The organism is Taklimakanibacter lacteus, from assembly GCA_003576695.1.
Classification (GTDB): Bacteria; Pseudomonadota; Alphaproteobacteria; order Rhizobiales; family Aestuariivirgaceae; genus Taklimakanibacter; species Taklimakanibacter lacteus.
The window spans coordinates 191123-212971 of record QOZQ01000011.1 but is presented as its reverse complement, the minus strand read 5'-3'; the positions used below and the strand labels follow the sequence as shown (position 1 = coordinate 212971).

The following is a 21849-nucleotide window of genomic DNA, read 5'->3' as shown; positions in this document are numbered from 1 at the left end:
CTCCTGAAATTATTCACAAGCGAGACTAACAAGCAGGGAGGGAGCTGTCACCTTTGCCCCAATTCATGCGCACTCAACGTCGGCGACGGGGTCATGATCGACGGTCATCTGGCGATTCTCGCAGCCAGTCTCTCGCTTGCGATCCTCAGCACCTTCTTGATGTCCTCAAACCGGGTCATCGGCAGATTGTTGTAAATCATGAGCGGGTGGACATTTGGTCTCTTATTGTCAAGCCCCGTTACTTCGATGATGACAAACCTGAGCTCCTCCATCACCACGCGGCGGTTGTCCCATTTGCCCGTAACCTCGATCGAGGCTTCCTTGAGAGCGCAAAACAGGCTCCATGAACTGGCGGGGCGACGGCATTTCCGAGCGTCGGCGTGATTCCAGGCAGCTTCGCTCGACAGAATTTCATCGGCTCGTTTGAGAATTGCAATGTCATCCGCAGTGACCGGCCGTCGCGCAAACAACTCGTAGCGCTCGGCCATCGTGAGGCCGCCTATGGTCCAAATGGTCTGCTCGCGAAGCACTTCGGCCGCCTGGGCCGGAACTGCTGCAAGGCAGGCAAGGATGGTGACTGAACAGAGACTATGCCGGAGCGCCATCTTCGATTTTTTCATAAAGCACCTTATCCGCCGCCGCCATTGCATAGGCCTTGGACAGGATGCTGAGGCCCCACAGGAAAGTGAGAACCGAAAGCGCAATCTGAACAATGGTCGTCGCCGCAGCCACCCAGGGAGACATCTGCACTCTGAAGGGAACAACCGCCATGTAGACCAGGGCAATGACCGATGGCAGGAAATAGACGACCAGCAAAGCGCTCACCAGCCCCGGCGGGATATCGAGTCTGTCCTTGATCTTCCCATAGGCCGGCTGAACCGTGCGTATGGAAATGTGAGGAAACACAAGCAGCCACGACCGGGCCAGCCACAGCACCAGGGAGAAGATCACGACGCTCCAGACAAACATCCCAATCTGCATCGGCAGCATGATCTTCCACATGGCATCGAGTTGATCGGGAACAGTGCCTGCCGGATCGACCTCCTGCATCATCGGGACCATCCACTGGGCGACGATGGGCAGGAGGAAAGATCCGATGATCATGTGAGCGATCAGGAACATCAATATGAACAGGGAGGCGGCCAACGCATATTTCAGGGAGCGGCGCTTCGGTATCGGCGAGATCCATCCCGGAGCCTCGTTCAACAGAACCCTGCGATGCCACCCTACGGCGCCCTGGCAGAGAATAAAGAACAGATAGACAAGCACGATGAAAAAGCCGGTCAGCGCCGCCGCCACCACCCAACCGCTCGCCGCTGTCTCGGCGGAGAACCAGGCGGTCGCCAGCAGAAAGGAAACGCCATAGATCAGCACCACCATGGCCAGCAGCGGCCAGAACAGCCCAAGCGCGCTGCCGATATTGCGGCAGGCGTCGTTGAGCCCCTCGATCAATAATGCTTTCATGCCGTCCTCCCCCATGAGGACCATATCCCAGCACCTCGATCCCGTCGAGGGGGTCAGGGTTGCATTTGCCCAACCTCCACATGAAGGTGGTCATCATGGCGGGCGGCGCGGCAACCCTGGAAGCGGATCATCGGCGAGGCGACGCCGAGCCGCTTCGCCATATGGGGTTCGAGCAGGATCTTCGCGACGCCATATTGCGGCCCCTTCTCGCTGAGCCAGCGCAGCATCGCGGCCGTGCGCTCATCATCGAGCACGAGGTCCTTGCGCAGGAAAGCCTGTAACCAGCCCATGTCCCATCTGAAGGTGAGCCACCGCGCTTTGTCCGCGCACAGCGCCGGCTCACCGGCGGGCGGTGTTTCAAAACCCCAATAGCCGACCGGTGAAGGTGTCGCGAGCGGCGCCGGCCTGCCGGCATCGTCCTTGTAGAAATAAGCGAGATCGATGCGCCGGCCATCGTCATGCGACAGATGCGGCGGCAGCGGGAAGCCATCGAAGAAGGGAAAGCCCGAATCGAGATAGGCGACCGCGACATCCGGATATCGCGCGGCAAGGTCGCGCGCCATCGCCTCCAACATGGTCTTGACCTCGGCGCGCGCATAATTGCGGCCGAGGAGGCAGTAGACCGGCGACAGGGCTGCATAGGGGCGCTGTGCCGTCGCCTCGCAGGGCAGCGGCAAGCGTCCGTTCAAAGCAGCCAGCGGCGGCACGATAAGGAGATTGACGAGCGGCACGGCAATGATGAAGAAGGCCAATCCCGCCAACAAAGCGAGCGCCCCGCTCCACCGCCGCAGCGTCGAGGCGAGACAGAGCGCAACAAGGAAGATGACGCCGCCCGGTTGGGTAAGCGCGGTCAGCAGCGCGAAGACGAAGGCGGCGCCGGCGAGGAATATCAGGCGCCGCACCATCTTCAATCCTCGAACGGATCCTTCATCAGGATCGTGTCGTCGCGCTCGGGCGAGGTCGAGAGCAGCGCCACCGGGCAGCCGATCAGCTCCTCGAGATATTTCACGTATTTGATCGCCTGCGCCGGGAGATCCGCCCAGGAGCGCGCCCCCGCCGTCGTCTCCTGCCAGCCTTCCAGCGTCTCATAGACGGGCTCGACATTCTTCTGCGCCTCTTCCGCCGCGGGCAGCCGGTCGATGCGCTTGCCGTCGAGCTCATAGCCGACGCAGACCTTGATCTCGGTCAGCCCGTCCAGCACGTCGAGCTTGGTGAGCGCGATGCCATGGATGCCCGACACCTTGATCGTCTGGTTGACCAGCACGGCGTCGAACCAGCCGCAGCGGCGTTTGCGCCCGGTGACGGTGCCGAATTCGCGCCCGCGCTGGCCGAGGAGCTCGCCGACCTCGTTGCGCTGCTCGGTCGGGAACGGGCCCGAGCCGACGCGCGTCGTATAGGCCTTGGCGATGCCGAGCACATAGCCGATCGAGGACGGCCCCATGCCGGACCCGGCCGACGCCTGCCCCGCCACCGTGTTGGACGATGTCACATAGGGATAGGTGCCATGGTCGATATCGAGCAGGACGCCCTGGGCACCCTCGAACAGGATGCGCTTGCCGTCGCGCCGGGCCTCGTCCAGCAGGTGCCAGACGGCATCGGAATAGGTGAGAAGCCTGGGCGCCACCTCGGCGAGCTGGGCCGCGAGGTCGGACGCCTTGACTTCCGGCTGTCCGAGCCCGCGCCGCAGCGCATTGTGATGGGTGAGCAGGCGGTCGATCTTCGGGCCAAGCGTCGCGAGATTGGACAGATCATGCACCCGGATGGAGCGCCGGCCGACCTTGTCCTCATAAGCGGGCCCGATGCCGCGCCCGGTCGTGCCGATCTTGCCCTCGCCCGCCGCCGCCTCGCGGATCTGGTCGAGCTCGCGATGCAGTGGTAGGATCAGCGTGGCATTGCCGGCGATGCGCAGACTGTCGCGGGTGACCGCGACGCCCTGCCCGGTGAGCTTCTCGATCTCCGCGCACAGCGCCCAGGGATCGATGACGACGCCATTGCCGATGACCGAGAGCTTGCCCTTGCGCACGATGCCGGAGGGCAGCAGCGAGAGCTTGTAGGTCACCCCGTCGATGACCAGCGTATGGCCGGCATTGTGCCCGCCCTGGAACCTGACGACGATATCGGCGCGCTCCGACAACCAGTCGACGATCTTGCCCTTGCCCTCATCGCCCCATTGGGCGCCCACCACCGCGACATTCGCCATTGTGATTCCTAATTGTGAATTCCTATCCAGACATGAAACCGGCCCCGAGGCGCTTGCGCGCCGGGGCCGTTGCAGGCTTTTACACTGGATCGCGGCAAAGGCAAACGCCGAAGCCGTGAAACTGTTAACTTGCCGGATTCCCAGCGGAAAAACGACAATCTATGACTTGAGGGAACCTTTGCCTCGGATTAAACTGCCCGATCATGGCAAAAAAGCAGAAATCAAGTCCGGTCCGCGCGCTCAAGATCGTCGCGATCGTCATCGTGATGGCGAGCGTGCTCGCCTATCTCGGCCCCTGGCTCACCGAAGCGATCGGCGTGTTCAATGCATGCCTCATCCTGGCCGTCCTGATCGTCGCCTATTTCCAGAGCGAGACCGACGACCTCTCGGCCCGCCTCGAATATCTCGAGAAGAAGATCCTCGGCGCCAGCGGCAAGGAACCCCGCTAGCACAGGTTCTCCCTCCGCCGCAGACCTTGCTCCGCCGAAGCGAAGCCTCGGCTTCGCGAAGGCGAGAGGCGGGGAGGGTGGCGCGCGGAACGCGCGACGGGTGGGGTGTCTCTGCAGAGGAGATCTCTCAAGCAAAGGAATTTGCAATCTGTAGAAACCAACAGTTGAACTCTGCCCGACATAGAAACCCCACCCGTCCGCCCTCTCGCCTACGCGAAGCTGGGCTTCGCTTCGGCGGAGCAAGGCGGGCGGCCACCCTCCCCGCGCTGCGCGCGGCGGAGGGAGGCTTCGCATCATTCCATATTGAGCCCGAGCTTCAGATCCTGCGGCCAGCTCACCTTGTAGCCATGCTTGATGACCTTGATGCCCTGGCTGGCGAGATCGAAACTCCACGCCATCACGCCGCGCCGGCGCTCATAGTCCTTGAAGCTGGCCGGCGTCATGCCGGCAAGCGTCTCGACCGTGATCTTCTGGTCGGTCGAATAGGGCATCTGGTCGAGGATGGTCACCGGGATCTGGCCCTGATGCAGGTTCTTCACCGTGATGTCGAAAGCGCGCTCATCGACATTGGAGGTCGAGATCAGCCCCTCCTCGGCGGTGCGGCGCTTCACTTCGATGCGCTTGACCTTGATCAGGTCATCGGCGCCGAAGCCGAGCCTGGCCTCCTCGCCCGGTGACAGCATGGGAAGTGCGCCCTGCCCCATGAACACACCGTCGCGATAGAGCATCACCGGGCCGGGCAACAACGGCGTTTCGCCCGACAGCGTGAAGGCCGCGGTCAGATAGGCATTGGGATCGAGCTTGGGTGCCGCCAGCGCCGACAGTCTCGCGGTGATCTCGTCGGTAGCGATCCGCACTTTCTTGGCGGTGCCGGTATTGTCGATGCTGACTCGGTCTGAGATGCCATAGAGCGCCTGGAAGCCCGCGATCTGGACATTCGCCTGGGCCTGAACCGCCGCATCTTTCTTCTCGTCATCGCTCGTGACATCGGAGAAGTCCATGCCCGGCTTGTCCCACATGGAACCGAGAGGCTCTTGACCAGCAGCGTCCGTGCCGCGCGCGGTGTAATTCTCGCGTCTACCCTCGACGAAGCCATTGATCGGCATGGGCAAGAGATCGGGCGCCGCGGTGGCCCCGCGCGGGCGAGCAGTCGAGAGCGTCAGCTTGACATTGTCCCAGCTCTCCGTCGTGGACTGCTCGACCTCGGCACGACGCACCAGTTCGATCCTGGCCTTGCCGTCCTTGTCAATCTCACCAAGCCTCGCTTCATAGATAGGCTGCCACCTGGCATACAGGATTCGGTAGCTGAGCCTGAAGGTCCCTTGGGTTTCCACCGGCGCTGTCAGATGCACGGTGACGCGCATGCGCTGGTCTTCTTCAGGCGCAAGCTGGGTGAGCTTATTGTTGAGATCCTGAAGCAGGCGGCCGATCTCGCGCTGGCGGGCGCGAGCATCGAGCACTGTCTTGCCGAGGCTCGTGAGCTTCGCGCCAACAAGGTCGAGCACGCCACCAAGGCCCTGGGCATCGAGGATGACCGTCTCACCCTCCTTGGGTTTCTGGGTGAGGGTCGCCGCCGCGAGCTGCTGCATCAGACTCTTCTGATACTCGGCATCGCTGATCACCTGGTCGAGTGTGGCGCGTTCATCCGTAAGCATGTCGATATCCTTTTCAATGCGCTTACGTTCCTCGTTAGATCCGGTCGGCAGGAAGGCGGTCTTGGAATCGACTGAGCCGATCTCGATGCGGGCATCGCCCGCACCTTCGACACGCAAGGTCTCGGGCGCGAGGCCGGCCGGAAGGCCTTCGAAGATCAGCGTATGTTCGCCTGGCGCGATGCGCGCTTCGGCGATGCGGGTCACTTCGGCCCCCAACGGATAGACCGTGACGGCATCGATATGTGAGACGGCGGTGATATCGGCGGCAAAAGCCGGGGTTAGTGATGTGGTGGCTAGAAAAAGCGCGACAGTGGCTGTACGCATGGCATTGCTCCGTGGTTCCCTCCCCGGGAACCATCAGAGATGGACGCTGCGGCAAATTCTGGGCCGGATCGCGTCAGGCGTGAGGCGGATCGAAGCCCCTCCCCGTTGGAGCACAGAAGCTTAAAACGCCAGCCGCTTCGCCTGCTTGACCTGCGGCAGCTTCTCCACCGCCGTCAGCACCGCTTCCGGCACCGGCTCGTCGATCTGGACGAGGCAGATGGCATCCTGGCCCTGCGCCTGCCGGCCCAGATGGAAAGTGGCGATATTGACCCCGGCATTGCCCAGCAGCATGCCGAGCGCCCCGATGAAGCCCGGCTTGTCCATGTTGGTCACATAGAGCATATGCGGTCCGAATTCCGATTCGAGCTCGATGCCCTTGATCTGGATGATGCGCGGCTTGCCGTCGGAGAAGACCGTGCCCGCCACCGAGCGCTCCATATTCTCCGTCCTGATGGTGAGGCGGATATAGGTCTCATAGGCCCCGCGCTGGGTCTGGCGCACTTCGTCGACCTTGACGCCGCGCTCTTTCGCCACCACCGGGGCAGACACCATGTTGACATCGCCCAGCATCGGCTTGAGCACCCCCGCCAGCGCCGCCGAGGTCAGAGCGCGCGTGTTCATGTCGCCCACCTCGCCCGCATATTCGATGACGATGCCGGTGATCGGCTCGTCGGTGAGCTGGCCGGCGAAGGAGCCGAGCCTTTCGGCGACGGCGATGAAGGGCCTGAGCCGCGGCGCCTCGTCGGCCGAGATCGAGGGCATGTTGAGGGCGTTGGAGACCGCACCGGTGATCAGATAGTCGGACATCTGCTCGGCGATCTGGATCGCGACATTCTCCTGCGCCTCCGACGTCGCGGCGCCGAGATGCGGCGTGGCGACGACATTCTCGAGACCGAAGAGCGGGTGTCGCGTCGCGGGCTCGGTCTCGAACACATCGAGCGCCGCCCCCAGCACATGGCCGGATTTCAGCGCCTCATGGAGCGCGTCCTCGACGACGAGACCGCCCCTGGCGCAATTGATGATGCGCACGCCCTTCTTCATCCTGGCGATCGCCGCCTTGTCGATGATGCCGCGCGTCTTGTCGGTCAAGGGCGTGTGCAGCGTGATGAAGTCGGCCCGGCGCAGCACGTCCTCGAGCTCGACCTTCTCGACGCCGATCTCGATGGCGCGCTCCGGCGACAGGAAGGGATCATAGGCGATCACCTTCATCTTGAGCCCCAGCGCCCGGTCGGCGACGATGGCGCCGATATTGCCGCAGCCGATGACGCCCAAGGTCTTGTTGAAGAGCTCGACGCCCATGAAGCGGTTCTTCTCCCATTTGCCGGCATGGGTCGAGGCATTGGCTTCCGGGATCTGGCGCGCCAGCGCCATCATCAGCGAGATCGCATGTTCGGCAGTGGTGATGGCATTGCCGAAGGGCGTGTTCATCACGATGATGCCGCGCGCCGTGGCGGCCGGTATGTCGACATTGTCGACGCCGATGCCGGCGCGCCCGATGACCTTGAGCCTGGCCGCGGCGGCGATGATCTTCGGCGAGACCTTGGTGGCCGAGCGGATGGCCAGCCCGTCATATCGGGGGATGGCGGCGAGCAGTGCATCCTTGTCCTTGCCGAGATCGGGCTTGTAGTCGACATCGATGCCGCGGTCGCGGAAGATCTGGACGGACGCTTCGGAAAGCTTGTCGGAGACGAGTACGCGGGGTTTCATGGTGAGAACTCCGGAAAAATGTTGCTGTTTGAAGGTTCGGCGGCGCGTGATCCGGAAAAGTGGAGGCCGGTTTTCCGATAAGATCACGCGCCCAAAAAGAAGAATTAGCGTGTGGCTTCCGCATAGGCCCAGTCGAGCCAGGGGATGAGCGCTTCGACATCGGATGTCTCGACCGAGGCGCCGCACCAGATGCGAAGTCCGGGCGGCGCGTCGCGATAGGCGCCTATATCGAAGGCGGCGCGCTCGGCTTCGAGCATCTTGACCATCGTCTTCGGCACGTTCTCGCCGCCATCGAGGGTGAGACACACCGAGGTGTTGGAACGCGTCGCCTTGTCTTTCGCCAGATGATGGGCGAAGGAGCGCTGCGATATCCAGCGGTCGATGACGGAAGCATTGGCGCTGGCGCGCTGGCGCAGCACCTTGAGGCCGCCGATGCCTTTGGCCCAGTTCAGGGCCACGAGGTAATCCTCGACGCACAGCATCGAGGGCGTGTTGATCGTCTCGCCGGTGAAGATGCCCTGGATGAGCTTGCCGCCCTGCGTCATGCGGAAGATCTTGGGGACCGGCCAGGCCGGCACATGGCTCTCGAGCCGCTCGACGGCGCGCGGCGACAGGATGATGACGCCATGGGCGCCTTCGCCGCCCAGCACTTTCTGCCAGGAGAAGGTGGTGACATCGAGCTTGGCGAAATCGAGCCCTTGCGCGAAGGCGGCCGAGGTCGCGTCGCAAATGGTGAGGCCCTGACGGTCGGCGGCGATCCAGTCGCCATGGGGCACGCATACGCCCGATGTCGTGCCGTTCCAGGTGAAGACGACGTCATGGCTGAAATCGACGCTCGCCAGATCCGGCAATTCGCCATAGCCGGCCTTGATGATGCGGGCGTCCTTGAGCTTGAGCTGCTTGACGACATCGCTGACCCAGCCTTCGCCGAAGCTTTCCCAGGCGAGCATATCGACCGGGCGGGCGCCGAGCAGCGACCACAGCGCCATTTCGACCGCCCCCGTGTCGGAGGCCGGCACGATGCCGATCAGGTGGCTGTCCGGCACTTCGAGAACCTCGCGGGTCAACTGGATCGCCAGCTTGAGACGCGCCTTGCCTTCGCTCGAGCGATGCGAGCGGCCGGTCAGTGCTTGTGAGAGGAGTTCAGGAGACCAGCCCGGAATTTTCGCGCAGGGGCCGGAAGAAAAGTGCGAATTGGCCGGCCGCACAGCCGGTTTCTCGATCGTCGTCATGTCTGCTCCATCCTTTCAGATGGGCCGCCTCTCGGTGGGGAGAGGTGTCCCGGCGACGCTCATGCCCGAGACAGGGGTCTTCGTCAACAGAAATACCCTCGCCCCGCTCACCACCATTCCCCCCTCTCCCGTCCGCAGGATGGGAGAGGGTGCCCGACAGGGCGGGTGAGGGCTCTTGCTGCTCAACGAAATGAAGAGCCCTCATCCGGCCTTCGGCCACCTTCTCCCATCCTTCGGACGGGAGAAGGGAAATATCTGGAGATAGTCCAAAACGAAAAAAACGGCGGTGGATTTCTCCACCGCCGCTCTCGTTCAAGCGAGGTCTCTCGATCGAGCCTAGAACTTGAAGCGGATGCCGGCGAGCGCCGAGTGATCGGACGGATTCTCGCCATTGATCATCAACTCGCGATAGCGGTAGCCGAGATCGAGCGCGATGCTCTGCGACATGTCGACCGAGACGCCGCCCATGAGCGCATAGGTGAAGCCGTCGTCGCTCAGGCCATCATCGGCATCGACCCAGCCGTAACCGGCGCCGGCGCCGACATAGGGCGTGAACATCGAGTCGTTCTTCCAGTCGAAATACAGGTTGCCGAGAACGGTCGTCAGGCTGGCATCGGCGCCCGGCGCCACTTCATAGTCGCCCGACCAGTCGACGCGCAAATCGCTGCGCAGATAGTCGTTGAACTGGTAGCCGACACCGCCGCCCAGCGTGAACGCGTCGTCGTCGTCGCCCCAGTTCAGGAACGACCAGCCGAGATCGCCGCGCACATAGAAGCCCGAATCCTGGTATTCCTGCTGCACCGGCGGCGTCTCTTCCACCGGCACCGACGGATCGGCAGCCTGCGCCACCGCGGCGACTCCCGCCGTCATCGCCGTTGCCAGCAGTGCGATCTTCAAAGATTTCATAAGCACTTCTCCTCTGCCGGAATATCCGGTAACTCACGTCCCTCGTGATGGTTCCTAGATAGGAGCGACCTGTGACGAGACACGGGCTCGAATCGGGCAGCAAAAAGGCAGTTCAGGACCGTTGCAAAAACATCACGCTTTTTGTGCCCGAACGGGACATGTCATTGACCGTGCACTGACCATCGCAAGCGCGTCTCCCCGCAAAGTCATCTGACTTTGCGGAAGAGGAATCGCCAATAAAATATTGAGCAAATCCCTGTCGCCAAAGTCTTCAACTTTGGCGGGATTTGCTCTACACCGCGCCGTCATGAACTCCTCCCCTACGGCAAGAGACTGGTTGACGCTGGCGGCCCTTGTCGTGACGTGGGGTTCCTCATTCGCGATGACGAAGATTGCCGTGGCGTCGATCGATCCCGCCTGGGTGATGGCGTTGCGCCTGTCCGTCGCCGGGATTTTTCTCTCGCTCATCGTGCTCATGACCAAGCGGCAATGGCCGCGCGGCCGGGAACTCTGGGGATGGTTCGCAGGACTGGGCCTCATCGGCCATGCGGCACCTTTCTTCCTCATCTCCTGGGGAACCCAGTTCATCTCCTCGGGGCTGTCCGGCGTTCTCATGGGTTCCATCCCGCTCTTCGTCATCCTGCTTGCGCATTTCTTCCTGCCCGACGAGAAGCTGACGCGCATGAAAGCCGTGGGCTTCATCACCGGCTTCATCGGCCTCATGATCGTCCTCGGTCCGGAAAAGCTCCTGCGCTTCGAGGGCCAGGGCATGGCTCTCATCGGCGAGATCGCCATCATCATCGCCTGCATCTGCTATGCGGTGCACAGCCTGCTGGCGCGGCGCATCCCCTTCCAGGGCCCGGTCGAGCAGGCAACCGCCGTCTGCCTGACGGGCGGCGCCATGGGCCTCGTCTTTGCGGGCCTCTATGCGCCGCAGGGCCTCGATCAAGCGACGCCAGTCGCTTATTTGTGCGTCGTCGGCCTCGGCATCGTGCCCACCGCGATCGCCACCTTGCTGGTCTATGCCATCGTGCGCTCGGCTGGCGTGAGCTTCATCGCCTATTCGAACTATCTGGTGCCGGTCTATGCGCTGGGCCTCGGCGCCGTCATTCTCGGCGAGACCCTGACGATGAATGTCGGCATCGGCCTCGTGCTCATCCTCGCCGGCATCGCCGCCAGCCGCGTCAGAAAACCCATCATCCCAGCGAAAGCCGGGACCCCCTGAACAAGAAAACCCGGGCAGCGCTTCGCGCGCTTCGCCAATTCAATGGGCCCCGGCTTTCGCCGGGGTGACGAAATGGTGGTTAAGCCGCCTTGGCGATCACCGTGCAGATGTCATCGACGATCTTGGTGACGAGCCCGGCATCGTCGCCCTCCGCCATCACGCGGATCAGAGGCTCGGTGCCGGACGGGCGGATCACCAGGCGGCCCGAGGCGCCGAGCATCGAGGTCGCATCGGCGATCGCCTGCTTGACCGTCTTCGTCTCGAGCGGCCTGCCTTCGCCATAGCGCACATTCTTCAGCACCTGCGGCACCGGCTCGAACACATGGCAGACCTGGCTTACGGGCTTGCCGGTGCGCACCACTTCGGCCAGCACCTGCAGCGCCGCCACCAGCCCGTCGCCGGTGGTCGAGAAATCCGACATCACGATATGGCCGGACTGCTCGCCGCCGATATTGAAGCCGTGCTGGCGCATATGCTCGACCACATAGCGGTCGCCGACCCTGGTGCGCGCCAGCGTCAGCTTCCTGTCGGTCAGATGCCGCTCGAGGCCGAGATTGGACATGATGGTGGCGACGAGGCCGCCGCCCGCCAGCCGCTGCTGGCGATGCCAGGACGTGGCGATCAGCGCCATCAGCTGGTCGCCGTCGACGAGCTTGCCCTGCTCATCGGCGATGACGACCCGGTCGGCGTCGCCATCGAGCGCGATGCCGATATCGGCGCGCGTCTCGATCACCTTGGCGCACATCGCTTCCGGCGCCGTCGAGCCGCATTTCTCGTTGATGTTGAAGCCATTGGGATCGTTGCCGATCGGGATGATCTCGGCGCCGAGCTCCCACAGGGCGGCGGAGGCGACCCGGTAGGCGCCGCCATTGGCCGTGTCGATGACGACACGCAGACCCTCGAGCCGCAGATCCCTGGGAAAGGTCCGCTTGGCGAATTCGATATAGCGCGCCTGCGCGTCCTCGATGCGCTTGGCGCGGCCGAGCTTGTCCTGAGGTGCAGCGAGGCTGGCGCCATCGGCCGTGTCGATGAGCTTCTCGATCGCGAGCTCCTGCGCGTCGGAGAGCTTGTAGCCATCGGGCCCGAACAGCTTGATGCCGTTGTCGTGATAGGGATTGTGCGAGGCCGAGATCATGACGCCGAGATCGGCGCGCAGCGACCTTGTGAGCATGGCGACGGCGGGCGTCGGCAGCGGACCGAACAGGAACACATCGACGCCGGCCGAGAGGAGCCCCGCGGTCAGCGCCTGCTCGATCATGTAGCCCGAAAGCCTGGTGTCCTTGCCGATCACGGCGCGATGCCGGTGGCTGCCCTTGGAATAGACGCTGCCGGCGGCGAGGCCGATCTTCATCACCATGTCGGGCGACATGGGCGCCTTGTTGGCGATGCCGCGCACCCCATCTGTGCCGAAATATTTGCGGGACATGGCTTTCCTTCTCTCTAATCCTATCAGTCTACACCAGTTCGCTGGCCCAAGGGTTAAAGGCCACTGCCCTCGGGATCCGCCCCGGCCAGCGCCACGGTTAACGCTTGCCGGGTCGCCCTGACGTCATGAACCCTCAAGATCTGGGCGCCATTAAGGGCGGCCTGGACGGCGCCGCCGACCGATCCGAACACCCGGTCCCCGGCCCTTTTCTCCCCCGTCAGGGCGCCCGTGAAGGCCTTGCGCGACAGGCCGACCAGGAGCACGGCGCCCAGCCCATGGAAGAGGGTCAGCTGGCTGAGCAAAGCGAGGTTATGGGCGAAGGTCTTGCCGAAGCCGATGCCGGGATCGATGGCGATATGCTGGCGCGCAATCCCCGCCGCCTCGCACCGGGCAATGCGTCCGGCCAGCATGTCGAACACATCGAGCGCCACATCGTCATAAGCGGGATTGTCCTGCATGGTCTTGGGATCGCCCCTGGCATGCATCAGGACCACCGGCCGGCCGAGCCGGGCGGCCGTGGCGAGGCTCGCCGGCTCGAAGCCCAGCGCCGAGACGTCGTTGATGATGTCGGCGCCGGCTGCGACCGCCGCCGTCATCACGGCGGCCTTGCGGGTATCGACCGAGACGCAATGCCCCTGCCCCGCCAGTGCGCCGATGACCGGCAATATCCGCTCGAGCTCCCGGGACGCAGGCACGGCGTCCGAGCCCGGCCGTGTCGATTCCCCGCCAATGTCGAGGATGTCGGCCCCTTCCGCGGCGAGCCTGACGCCATGGGCGATCGCCTGATCCCTATCCGCAAGGAGCCCGCCATCGGAGAAGGAATCGGGGGTGACATTGACGATGCCCATGAGCTTCGGCCGGTCCATGGCGAGGCCGGCGAAATCCGGCCGCTTGCGCTCGATGAGATCGAGCAGCGGGTGATGCTCTCGGGCTTCCGCGTAGGAAATGACATGTCGCGCGATGCGCCCGCCGCGGCGCTCGATGATCTCGGCCTGGGTGAAGGCGATGAAGGCGGATCCCCCCAAGGCGCCGCCGCGGCCGGCCGCGACCGCCTGGCGGGCGTCCGGTCCATAGACGAGGCTGAGCGGGCGAAGATAAGAGGTCATCTAAAGATAGCCCTCTCCCCGCTGAAGCGGGGCGAGGGCAACATCGCCTCAGCTTTGCGGTTGCGGCTCCATGTCGCCAGTGGCGGCGCCGCCTTTCGGGCGCCCGGTGACGGGCACCGACGACGCCGATTTCTCCGGCTTCTTGTGGCCGCCATGATCGTCGCGCTGGATCTTCTCGCCCTTGAGCACCAGCTTCACCTCCTCGCCTGACAGCGTCTCGAATTCGAGCAGCGCCTTGGCCAGCAGGTGCAGCTTGTCCTTGCCCTTGCGCAGGATGTCGCGCGCCTTCTTCTCGCCGTCCTCGATGAGCTTGCGGATCTCCTCATCGATGAGCTTGGCGGTCTCGTCGGAAAGATTCTTGGTCTGCGTCACCGAATGGCCGAGGAAGATTTCCTGCTCATTGCCATTGTAACGCACCCGTCCGAGCTTGTCGGACATGCCCCATTCGGTGATCATGGCGCGCGCCAGCTGGGTCGCCATCTGGATATCGCCGGTGGCGCCGTTGGTGACGTTCTTCTCGCCGCCCAGGATGAGCTCGGCCTCGCGGCCGCCGAACAGGACGGCGAGCCTCGCCTCGCACCATTCGCGCGTGCGTGAATAGCGATCGCCTTCCGGCAGGTTCATGGTGACGCCGAGCGCCCGGCCGCGCGGAATGATCGTGACCTTGTGCAGCGGATCATAGGGAACCGACAGGCCGACAATGGCGTGACCCGCTTCATGATAGGCGGTGTTGCGGCGCTCCTCCTCGCTCATCACGAGCGAGCGGCGCTCGGCGCCCATCATCACCTTGTCCTTGGCGTCTTCGAATTCATGCTGCGTCACCAGGCGCTTGTTGCGCCGGGCCGCGAGAAGCGCCGCCTCGTTGACCAGATTGGCGAGATCGGCGCCCGAGAAGCCGGGCGTGCCGCGCGCAATCACCTTGGGATCGATATCCGGCGCCAGCGGCACATTGCGCATATGGACGCGCAGGATCTGCTCGCGCCCGACGATGTCGGGATTGGGAACGGTGATCTGCCGGTCGAAACGGCCGGGACGCAGAAGAGCGGGATCAAGCACGTCGGGCCGGTTGGTGGCCGCGACCAGGATCACGCCCTCATTGGCTTCGAAGCCGTCCATCTCGACGAGGAGCTGGTTGAGCGTCTGCTCGCGCTCGTCATTGCCGCCGCCGAGGCCGGCGCCGCGATGACGGCCGACCGCGTCGATTTCGTCGATGAAGATGATGCAGGGCGCGTTCTTCTTCGCCTGCTCGAACATGTCGCGCACGCGCGACGCGCCGACGCCGACGAACATCTCGACGAAGTCGGAGCCCGAGATGGTGAAGAAGGGCACATTGGCCTCGCCCGCGATGGCGCGCGCCAAGAGCGTCTTGCCGGTGCCGGGCGGGCCGACGAGAAGCGCACCTTTCGGGATCTTGCCGCCGAGGCGCTGGAACTTGTGCGGATCCTTCAGGAACTCGACGATCTCCTGCAGGTCTTCCTTGGCCTCATCGACGCCGGCGACATCCTCGAAAGTGACGCGGCCATGCCGCTCGGTTAGGAGCTTGGCTTTGGACTTTCCGAAGCCCATGGCCTTGCCGCCGCCCGATTGCATCTGGCGGATGAAGAACACCCACACGCCGATCAGCAGCAGCGTCGGCAGCCAGTAGAACAGCGCATTGGAGAGGAACGAGTCGTTCTGCGCCGGCTTGGCGTTAAAGGTGACGTTCTTGTCCTTGAGCAGCTTGATCAGGTCGCCATCGAAGGGCGCATAGGTGGAGAAGCTGTCATTGCTCGAGAGCTTGCCGGTGATATAGCTCGAGCCATTCCCGGCATCGGTGATGGTGACCGTCTGCACCTCGCCCGAATTCACCTTGTCGAGGAACTGCGAATAATCCATGTCCTTGGAATTCGAGCGCGACGCCTGGCCCTGGAACAGGCTGAACAGGGCAAAGAGCAGGATCGCGATGACGATCCAGACGGCGAAATTGCGGAAATTATTCACTTCGTTCCTCTCTCAAGGCGCATGGCCCAAAACCTGGGCAATCCTGACGCCCAAAAGTTAATTCTAACATAGGGATGCGCAGCGTCATTGCCAAGCGTAGCGCCTCCCGGGAAGCAATTTAAGGGCCAAGTTTGTGAAATTCGGCCTGGGCCTGCAAGCCTGTCGGGGCTCTTTCTCCAAGGAATCCAAGCCCCGGAACCGCCGCCACTTCCCCATCGAGGAGAATGGCGGGCAGAGACTCCTGAACGAAAGCCGGGATATGGGGATTGCGGGCCATTTTCAAAGCCTTGACCGGCACGATCTGGCACGGTCGGCCGCCCTTGGCGATCGCGATCCGGAAGCGGTTGTCCCACAGGACGCTCTTGCCGGGGACAAGGGCGACCGGGCTCGCATTGATCCGGCCGGGCTCGCGCCCGATGAGGAGCTGGCGCTGGCGCTGCGCGATCCGGCAGCCGGCCAATGTCCGCGCCTGGCTTTCGCCACGCCGCAGCCATTGATGAAGCGCCTCCACCGCCATCAGCCGGGGCGGCTCGCCGCCGCCGCCCAGATGCCCGAGCAGCCGCTCCAGCACCGAAATGCCGATCTCGTCATCGAGCTTGTGGAAGGAGGCCCGCTCGATCATGGCGAAGCCTTCCGGCCGCAGATCGACATGCCGGGCGAGAAAATCCCGCGCCAGCTCATCGAGCGGCAGCAATGCGCGTGAAAGCCTCTCGGCCGAGCGCGCCAGGGTCTGCGGCGTCAGGCCGAGATCGCCCAGTTCGGCAAGCGCCTTGCGCCAACGCACCCTTTCGAAGCGCTCGTCCTCATTGCTCGGATCCTCGATCCAGGGATGGCCGGCGGCGGCGAGGGTTGCCCTGAGCGCCGCGCGAGATGTCCTCAGCAGCGGCCGTTCCAGCAATATGTCACCCGTTTTGTCCGGCCGCATCGCCGCGAGGCCGCGGATGCCGCTGCCGCGAGCCAGCCGCATGAGCACCGTCTCGGCCTGGTCTTCCAGCGTATGGGCGGTGACCAGAAGCGTGGCCTGATGGGCACGGCACCAGTCGCGCATCAGCCCATAGCGCATGTCCCGTGCGCCGGCCTGGATACCGCTCTCGGGCCTGGGCCCCTTCCAGGTGAGGATATGCGCCGCGAGGCCGAGTGCCTCGGCCCATTGCGCCACGCGCCGGCATTCGAGCGCCGCCTGCGGCCGCAAGCCATGGTCGACCGTCAGCACACTGATCTTGGGCGGATGGGTGAGCGCGGCGGCCCAGCGCGCGGCGAGCCACATGAGCGCCGTTGAATCGCCGCCGCCCGAGACGGCGAGCGCCACATGGGCATGGAAGGAAAGGGTTTCGAACAACCCTTTCGACGTTTCGAGATCGATCGGCCGGGCTGCCTCAGCAGCCGGCACGCCTGACCTCCGACTGGGCCCGCTTCTTGGCCTCGGCCGCTTTGGGGAACTGGGTGCCGACCTGCATATAGGCGGCACAGGCCTGCTCCTTCTGGCCCAGGCGGTTGAGCGACAGGCCGAGCTTCAGGAGGCTGTCGGCCGCCTTGCGGCTCTTCGGGAAATCGCGATAGCCCGACAGGAAGGCTTGCGCCGCCTGCTTGTAGTCGCCCTGCACATAATAGGTCTCGCCCAGCCAGTACTGGGCATTGCCGGCCAGGCTGTGGTCGCGATGCTGCTCGAGGAAGCTGCGAAAGCCGACCTCGGCATCGCCGAACTGGCGTCTGAGCAGACTCTCATAGGAGCGCTCATAGACGACCTCCGGATCGGCCGAGGCCGCGGTACCCAGCGCCACCGTCTCGACCTTTTCCGGCACGAGACTGTTGCCGCCATCGGCATTGTCATTGGCGGGCGGCACCAGCACCTGGCCGCCGCCGTCATTCTGGCCGAGCGGCACCAGGACCTGGCCCTGGAATTCGCCATTATCGCCCTGCTGATAACCGCTATCATTCTGCTGCTGATAGGCGGTGCCGGGCAGCGTGCCGAGGATCTTGGGGCCGGGCGCCTTCTGCACCTGGCCTTCCGGCAGGTCGTCATCGCCGATCGTGCGCATGGGCTGCTGGGTATATTCGGTATCGCCTTCGATCTGCTCGATGCCCTGGCTCTCGACCGCGTCCTGTGAGGCGACCTGGCGCTTCTTCTGCTGGACCGGCGCGCTGAGATCGCCCGATTTGCGCTGGCCCTGCAGGCGCCTGACTTCGAAGGTCAGCTGCTCCACCTGGCCCATGAGCTGCTGCATCTGCTCTTCCATCCGGCTCACCCGGTCGGCGAGCTCGCCGTCGGACTGGGCCAGGGACTGGGGCGCGCCGCCGACCGCCAACGCCATCAGGAGGGCTGCCGGAACCGTGAACTTCAATACTGTCTTCATCGCGTAAACCGCTGCTGTGCCGAGCCGTCCCCAGCACCCCGTGAACGGGCTTGGTCTTCAAAGGCGGTGAAAATGAGGCTTGGCAAGGGGGCTTGCGAAACATCTGGGACCTGTTGCCGAGAGGCCACAGGTCCCGGGCCGTAAACTATCCGGAAACCGCCCCGCCGGTGATCACCGTGACGGCGCGCCGGTTCTGGGAATAGCATTGTTCCGCATCGCACAATGCCACCGGCCGTTCCTTGCCATAGGCGATCGAGGATATGCGGTTGCCCTGGACGCCCTGGGCGATCAGGAACTCGCGGGTGGCCGTGGCTCTCCGGGCGGACAGGGAAATATTGTATTCGCGCGTGCCGCGCTCGTCGGCATGGCCTTCGACCTGCACCGTGACATTGGGATACTGCCGGAGCCAGGCGGCCTGGCGGCGCAGGGTTTCCTGGGCTTCAGGCGTCAGCGTCGAGGTATCGACGATGAAATAGATGCGGTCGCCGACATTGATGGCGAAATCCTTTTCCGACCCCGGAACCGCCGTTCCGGCGCCATCGCCTTCGAGATCCGGCTGATTCTTCTTCGAGCACGCGGCCAAAGCCAGAAAACAGCAACAAATCACAGCGATCTTGAGATCCGCCAACCGACGCAACATGATGTCCCACTCCTATGTCCCGCCCTGTGCATGCGGCCGGCCGAGCCGCTCCGCTCACCCACCACAGGACCAAATTGCTACCGCACTGTGCTCAAGCAGGGTTAAAATTCCCTTCCCGGCAGCGCCAGGGAGCACGGATTGACTGGCTTATGACCGTAACAGCGCGGCGATTCTGTGACCATTACCGCCGCAGTGGCGAAATTAGGCTAGGAAATAACAGAAAAAAGGCGGGCATGGGAACCATGCTCGCCCTGTTTCATAAGGATATGTATGAGACGCCTAGCTCGTCTTGGCGCCCGACGTGATGACGGTCACGGTGCGGCGGTTCTGCGACCAGCACTGTTCGGCATCGCAGAGCGCGGCCGGACGCTCCTTGCCATAGGCGATCGTCGAGATGCGGCTCGCTTCGATGCCCTGGGCGATCAGGAAGTTACGGGTCGTGGTGGCGCGCCGCGCCGACAGCGAGATGTTGTATTCGCGCGTGCCGCGCTCATCCGCATGGCCCTCGACCTGGATCATGACGTGCGAATACTGCCTGAGCCAGGCCGCCTGCCTGCGCAGCGTCTCCTGGCCTTCCGGCGTCAGCGTCGACTGGTCGACCAGATAGAAGACGGTATCGCCCACTTCGGTCTTGAACTGCTGTTCCGAGCCCGCGACCGCGGCCCGGCCGAGGCCGTTCTCGGCCTCGAGATCGGGCGTGCTCTTCTTGGAACAGGCCGCAAGGGCCAGGAAACAGAAACACAAGGCCAAGGCCTTGAACCCCGCACTCATACGCAACATGACTTATCCCACTCCTTTAAGTCGCTGGCGCCTGCGCGAGAGAAACCTCCGGTGCAAGCAGGACCCCCAAGCCCCGAAACCAACTTCGTTACTGCTTCAGGATTCAATCCGTAGGCAGATCAATTCAACAACGGCGACCACGCCGGATCCGACGCGAAGCTCGGCGTCTTGACGAGCTGCTCGTTGTAGCCCGAGACGTCGACCGAATAGAGCCTGGGGCCACCACTTTCTCCCGGCTCGTCGCGGAAAAACATGATCACGCGGCTGTTCGGCGCCCATGTCGGACCTTCATTATGAAAACCTTCGGTTAATATTCTCTCACCATTGCCGTCCGGATTCATGACGCCGATGGCGAAGCGGCCGCCGCCCTGCTTGGTGAAGGCGATATATTTCCCGTCGGGCGACCACACCGGCGTCGCATAGCGCCCGCTGCCGGAGGAGATGCGGCGCGGATTCGAGCCGTCGGCATTCATGACATAGATCTGCTGCGAATTGTCGCCGCCCACTTCGAAGGCGATCTGGCTGCCGTCCGGCGAATAGGACGGCGCCGTGTTGATGGCGTCGCTATTGGTGAGCTGCTGCATCCGGCGCGAGCGCAGATCCATGACGAAGATATTGGCGGCGCCGCCTTCCTGCATGCTCATGATGACGCGCTGGCCGTCCGGCGAGAAGCGCGGCGAGAAGCTCATATTGGGAAATTCGCCGACGATCTCGCGCTGTTTGGTCTCGATATTGTAGAGATAGACGCGCGGCGCCCCGGTGCCGAAATCCATATAGGTGATCTCGAGCGAGTTGGGCGAGAAACGCGGCGTCAGCACCAGCTGCCGGCCGTCGGTGAGCGTGCGCACATTGAAGCCATCCTGATCCATGATCGCGAGCTTCTTGATCCGCTTGTCCTTGGGGCCCGACTCGGAGACGAAGACGATGCGCGTGTCGAAATAGCCCGGCACGCCGGTCATCGTCTCATAGATCTTGTCGGAGATGAGATGCGCCAAGCGGCGCCAGTTACTGGGCGAGGTCGCGAATTCGAAGCCGGCGAGCTTCTGCTGCGAGCCCACATCCCACAGGATGAACTGCGCCTTGAGCCTGCCGCCTTCCATCATCGCCTGCCCGGTCACCAGCGCCTTGGCCTGGATCTGGCGCCAGTCGCCGAAGCGCGGCTCCTGGTCGAAATTGCTGATCTGCTCGATGAAGGATTCGGGCGGCAGCGGACGGAAATAGCCCGAGCGGCCGAGATTGTTGGCGATGACGCCGGCGATGTCGGCGCCCGCCTGGGCGCTGTCCTGCGATGTGCCGACAAAGGCGGTGATGGCGATCGGCAACGGGTCGATCTGGCCCTTGTTGATGTCCACCTCAAGGCCCTGGGAGCGCGCCGGGGACAGGAGCGCCAGCCATATGAGGGCAGCGAGGGCAGCCGTGAGGAAACGTGGGTCAGGAACGCGCTTCAAGGTCATGCCGCCTCATCTAGCTCATCAAGTTCGGATTGAATGTGAATGTTATTTCCCGCCACATGTCATACTTGTCTTGCGGCAAGAAGGTATAGGCTTGGCAACTCATCACCGCCGATAGGGCGGATTGAGCGGTGGCAGCAAACAGCGGATCTGATCTGCCGTTCACGACTTCTGGCGCTCCACTCACCGTGCCGTCTGGATTGAGGAAGAAATGGACCTTCACCTGAATTTCAGCCTCACGCGCCCCTGGGGGCACGTCCCAGCATTTATACAGATGCTGTTGCAAGGCATCCTTCAAGGTCGCTGCGACGCCATCATCCAACCCCGACAGATTGAATTCACCCTGTTTCGGCGTACCGGCTTCGGCTTGTTGCTTCAGTGGTGCCGTGCGCTTCTCATCCGTCTTGTTGAGGAAGGCGGAGATGTCGTCCAGGTTGAATTCCTTCTTGGGCTTCGCTTTCTTGTCGGGCTTCTTCTCCGGCTGCTTCTCGACCGGCTTCTTTTCCGGCTTCACTTCCGCCTTCTTCGGCTCTTCCTTTTTCTTCTCGGGCTCGGGCTCGTCGGTCTTCTTGATGAGCTCGGCAAGCTCTTCCGGCTTGGGCTCCGGCTTCGGCTCTTCCTTCTTCGGTTCTTCCTTGACCTCGGGCTTGGGCTCGGGCGGCGGCGCCGACACTTCCTTGGCCGCCGTCTTCACTTCGGGCGCCACTTCTGGCGCTGGCTTCACCGACTGAACCTGTTCCACCGGCTTGGGTGCGGCCTTCTCCACCGGCTTCTCCGGCGTCTTCACCGTCGCCTGGCGCTTGCCCAGATCTTCGATCGAGACGATATCGATCGGGATCGATTCCTGTTCTTCGACTTTGAACTCTTCCGGATTGGGCAGCACGATAAAGGCGCAGGCGAGGATCGCCGCATGCGCCAGGAGCGATATCGTGAGGCTGCGCCGCATTTCC

The 21849-nt window shown here is 63.4% G+C and carries 19 protein-coding genes; 2 read left to right on the top strand and 17 right to left on the bottom strand.

The window, feature by feature from the left end:
• Nucleotides 1–104: 104 nt before the first annotated feature.
• The 4 genes from DT068_RS22305 to DT068_RS22290 are packed head-to-tail and all read right to left on the bottom strand — an operon-like array spanning nt 105 to nt 3664.
• A complete protein-coding gene (locus tag DT068_RS22305) occupies nt 105–620 on the bottom strand; it encodes a hypothetical protein (protein WP_162914373.1) in 516 nt (171 codons plus the stop codon).
• On the bottom strand, nt 589–1464 hold the full coding sequence (locus DT068_RS22300; protein ID WP_119392093.1) for a hypothetical protein: 876 nt from the start codon (nt 1462–1464) through the stop codon (nt 589–591). The genes DT068_RS22305 and DT068_RS22300 overlap by 32 nt, the downstream gene beginning before the upstream one ends.
• A gap of 53 nt (nt 1465–1517) precedes the next feature.
• On the bottom strand, nt 1518–2369 hold the full coding sequence (locus DT068_RS22295; protein ID WP_119392092.1) for a hypothetical protein: 852 nt from the start codon (nt 2367–2369) through the stop codon (nt 1518–1520).
• 2 nt (nt 2370–2371) lie between these two features.
• The gene (locus DT068_RS22290; RefSeq protein WP_119392091.1) at nt 2372–3664 is read right to left on the bottom strand and encodes an adenylosuccinate synthase; all 1293 of its coding nucleotides are present in this window, start codon (nt 3662–3664) and stop codon (nt 2372–2374) included.
• A gap of 203 nt (nt 3665–3867) precedes the next feature.
• Here DT068_RS22290 and DT068_RS22285 point away from each other — a divergent pair, with 203 nt between their 5' ends.
• Entirely contained in the window at nt 3868–4113 is a 246-nt protein-coding gene (locus DT068_RS22285) for a hypothetical protein (RefSeq protein WP_119392090.1), read from the top strand.
• A 293-nt stretch (nt 4114–4406) separates the two neighbouring features.
• Here DT068_RS22285 and DT068_RS22280 read toward each other — a convergent pair whose 3' ends face one another.
• The 4 genes from DT068_RS22280 to DT068_RS22265 form a co-directional block, all read right to left on the bottom strand.
• Nucleotides 4407–6092 carry a mucoidy inhibitor MuiA family protein gene (locus DT068_RS22280; RefSeq protein ID WP_119392089.1) on the bottom strand — a complete coding sequence of 562 codons (1686 nt, stop codon included), beginning with the start codon at nt 6090–6092 and terminating at the stop codon, nt 4407–4409.
• Nucleotides 6093–6212: 120 nt separating this feature from the next.
• A complete protein-coding gene (serA, locus tag DT068_RS22275; protein ID WP_119392088.1) occupies nt 6213–7799 on the bottom strand; it encodes a phosphoglycerate dehydrogenase in 1587 nt (528 codons plus the stop codon).
• A gap of 104 nt (nt 7800–7903) precedes the next feature.
• Complete coding sequence (locus DT068_RS22270) at nt 7904–9031, bottom strand: phosphoserine transaminase (protein ID WP_119392087.1); 1128 nt, start codon at nt 9029–9031, stop codon at nt 7904–7906.
• A gap of 336 nt (nt 9032–9367) precedes the next feature.
• Nucleotides 9368–9937 (bottom strand): outer membrane protein, encoded by a 570-nt coding sequence (locus DT068_RS22265; protein ID WP_119392086.1) that lies wholly within the window; start codon nt 9935–9937, stop codon nt 9368–9370.
• Nucleotides 9938–10244: 307 nt separating this feature from the next.
• On the opposite strand from DT068_RS22265, the gene DT068_RS22260 reads away from it, so the two are divergent.
• Nucleotides 10245–11162: a DMT family transporter gene (locus DT068_RS22260; RefSeq protein ID WP_119392085.1), complete on the top strand. Its 918-nt coding sequence runs from the start codon at nt 10245–10247 to the stop codon at nt 11160–11162.
• 79 nt (nt 11163–11241) lie between these two features.
• Here DT068_RS22260 and glmM read toward each other — a convergent pair whose 3' ends face one another.
• The 9 genes from glmM to tolA all read right to left on the bottom strand — a co-directional run bounded on the left by glmM (nt 11242) and on the right by tolA (nt 21845).
• Entirely contained in the window at nt 11242–12588 is a 1347-nt protein-coding gene (glmM, locus tag DT068_RS22255; RefSeq protein WP_119392084.1) for a phosphoglucosamine mutase, read from the bottom strand.
• A 53-nt stretch (nt 12589–12641) separates the two neighbouring features.
• Entirely contained in the window at nt 12642–13694 is a 1053-nt protein-coding gene (gene folP, locus DT068_RS22250) for a dihydropteroate synthase (RefSeq protein ID WP_119392083.1), read from the bottom strand.
• Between the two features lie 48 nt (nt 13695–13742).
• Entirely contained in the window at nt 13743–15674 is a 1932-nt protein-coding gene (gene ftsH, locus DT068_RS22245) for an ATP-dependent zinc metalloprotease FtsH (protein ID WP_119392082.1), read from the bottom strand.
• Nucleotides 15675–15792: 118 nt separating this feature from the next.
• Nucleotides 15793–17064: a tRNA lysidine(34) synthetase TilS gene (gene tilS / locus DT068_RS22240; RefSeq protein ID WP_119392081.1), complete on the bottom strand. Its 1272-nt coding sequence runs from the start codon at nt 17062–17064 to the stop codon at nt 15793–15795.
• Nucleotides 17051–18028 (bottom strand): tol-pal system protein YbgF, encoded by a 978-nt coding sequence (ybgF, locus tag DT068_RS22235; protein WP_119392080.1) that lies wholly within the window; start codon nt 18026–18028, stop codon nt 17051–17053. The genes tilS and ybgF overlap by 14 nt, the downstream gene beginning before the upstream one ends.
• A gap of 145 nt (nt 18029–18173) precedes the next feature.
• The gene (pal, locus tag DT068_RS22230) at nt 18174–18668 is read right to left on the bottom strand and encodes a peptidoglycan-associated lipoprotein Pal (protein WP_119392079.1); all 495 of its coding nucleotides are present in this window, start codon (nt 18666–18668) and stop codon (nt 18174–18176) included.
• A 279-nt stretch (nt 18669–18947) separates the two neighbouring features.
• On the bottom strand, nt 18948–19448 hold the full coding sequence (gene pal / locus DT068_RS22225; RefSeq protein ID WP_119392078.1) for a peptidoglycan-associated lipoprotein Pal: 501 nt from the start codon (nt 19446–19448) through the stop codon (nt 18948–18950).
• A gap of 119 nt (nt 19449–19567) precedes the next feature.
• The gene (gene tolB / locus DT068_RS22220; RefSeq protein ID WP_119392077.1) at nt 19568–20902 is read right to left on the bottom strand and encodes a Tol-Pal system beta propeller repeat protein TolB; all 1335 of its coding nucleotides are present in this window, start codon (nt 20900–20902) and stop codon (nt 19568–19570) included.
• 10 nt (nt 20903–20912) lie between these two features.
• Nucleotides 20913–21845, bottom strand: coding sequence for a cell envelope integrity protein TolA (gene tolA / locus DT068_RS28130; RefSeq protein ID WP_162914371.1), 933 nt, complete (start codon nt 21843–21845; stop codon nt 20913–20915).
• Nucleotides 21846–21849: the final 4 nt, after the last annotated feature.

What these genes read in the sequence shown, in the direction of transcription:
- DT068_RS22305 (WP_162914373.1), bottom strand. Translation starts at nt 620, where the DNA reads ATGAAAAAATCGAAGATGGCGCTCCGGCATAGTCTCTGTTCAGTCACC.
- DT068_RS22300 (WP_119392093.1), bottom strand. Translation starts at nt 1,464, where the DNA reads ATGAAAGCATTATTGATCGAGGGGCTCAACGACGCCTGCCGCAATATC.
- DT068_RS22295 (WP_119392092.1), bottom strand. Translation starts at nt 2,369, where the DNA reads ATGGTGCGGCGCCTGATATTCCTCGCCGGCGCCGCCTTCGTCTTCGCG.
- DT068_RS22290 (WP_119392091.1), bottom strand. Translation starts at nt 3,664, where the DNA reads ATGGCGAATGTCGCGGTGGTGGGCGCCCAATGGGGCGATGAGGGCAAG.
- DT068_RS22285 (WP_119392090.1), top strand. Translation starts at nt 3,868, where the DNA reads ATGGCAAAAAAGCAGAAATCAAGTCCGGTCCGCGCGCTCAAGATCGTC.
- DT068_RS22280 (WP_119392089.1), bottom strand. Translation starts at nt 6,092, where the DNA reads ATGCGTACAGCCACTGTCGCGCTTTTTCTAGCCACCACATCACTAACC.
- serA (WP_119392088.1), bottom strand. Translation starts at nt 7,799, where the DNA reads ATGAAACCCCGCGTACTCGTCTCCGACAAGCTTTCCGAAGCGTCCGTC.
- DT068_RS22270 (WP_119392087.1), bottom strand. Translation starts at nt 9,031, where the DNA reads ATGACGACGATCGAGAAACCGGCTGTGCGGCCGGCCAATTCGCACTTT.
- DT068_RS22265 (WP_119392086.1), bottom strand. Translation starts at nt 9,937, where the DNA reads ATGAAATCTTTGAAGATCGCACTGCTGGCAACGGCGATGACGGCGGGA.
- DT068_RS22260 (WP_119392085.1), top strand. Translation starts at nt 10,245, where the DNA reads ATGAACTCCTCCCCTACGGCAAGAGACTGGTTGACGCTGGCGGCCCTT.
- glmM (WP_119392084.1), bottom strand. Translation starts at nt 12,588, where the DNA reads ATGTCCCGCAAATATTTCGGCACAGATGGGGTGCGCGGCATCGCCAAC.
- folP (WP_119392083.1), bottom strand. Translation starts at nt 13,694, where the DNA reads ATGACCTCTTATCTTCGCCCGCTCAGCCTCGTCTATGGACCGGACGCC.
- ybgF (WP_119392080.1), bottom strand. Translation starts at nt 18,028, where the DNA reads ATGAAGACAGTATTGAAGTTCACGGTTCCGGCAGCCCTCCTGATGGCG.
- pal (WP_119392079.1), bottom strand. Translation starts at nt 18,668, where the DNA reads ATGTTGCGTCGGTTGGCGGATCTCAAGATCGCTGTGATTTGTTGCTGT.
- pal (WP_119392078.1), bottom strand. Translation starts at nt 19,448, where the DNA reads ATGTTGCGTATGAGTGCGGGGTTCAAGGCCTTGGCCTTGTGTTTCTGT.
- tolB (WP_119392077.1), bottom strand. Translation starts at nt 20,902, where the DNA reads ATGACCTTGAAGCGCGTTCCTGACCCACGTTTCCTCACGGCTGCCCTC.
- tolA (WP_162914371.1), bottom strand. Translation starts at nt 21,845, where the DNA reads ATGCGGCGCAGCCTCACGATATCGCTCCTGGCGCATGCGGCGATCCTC.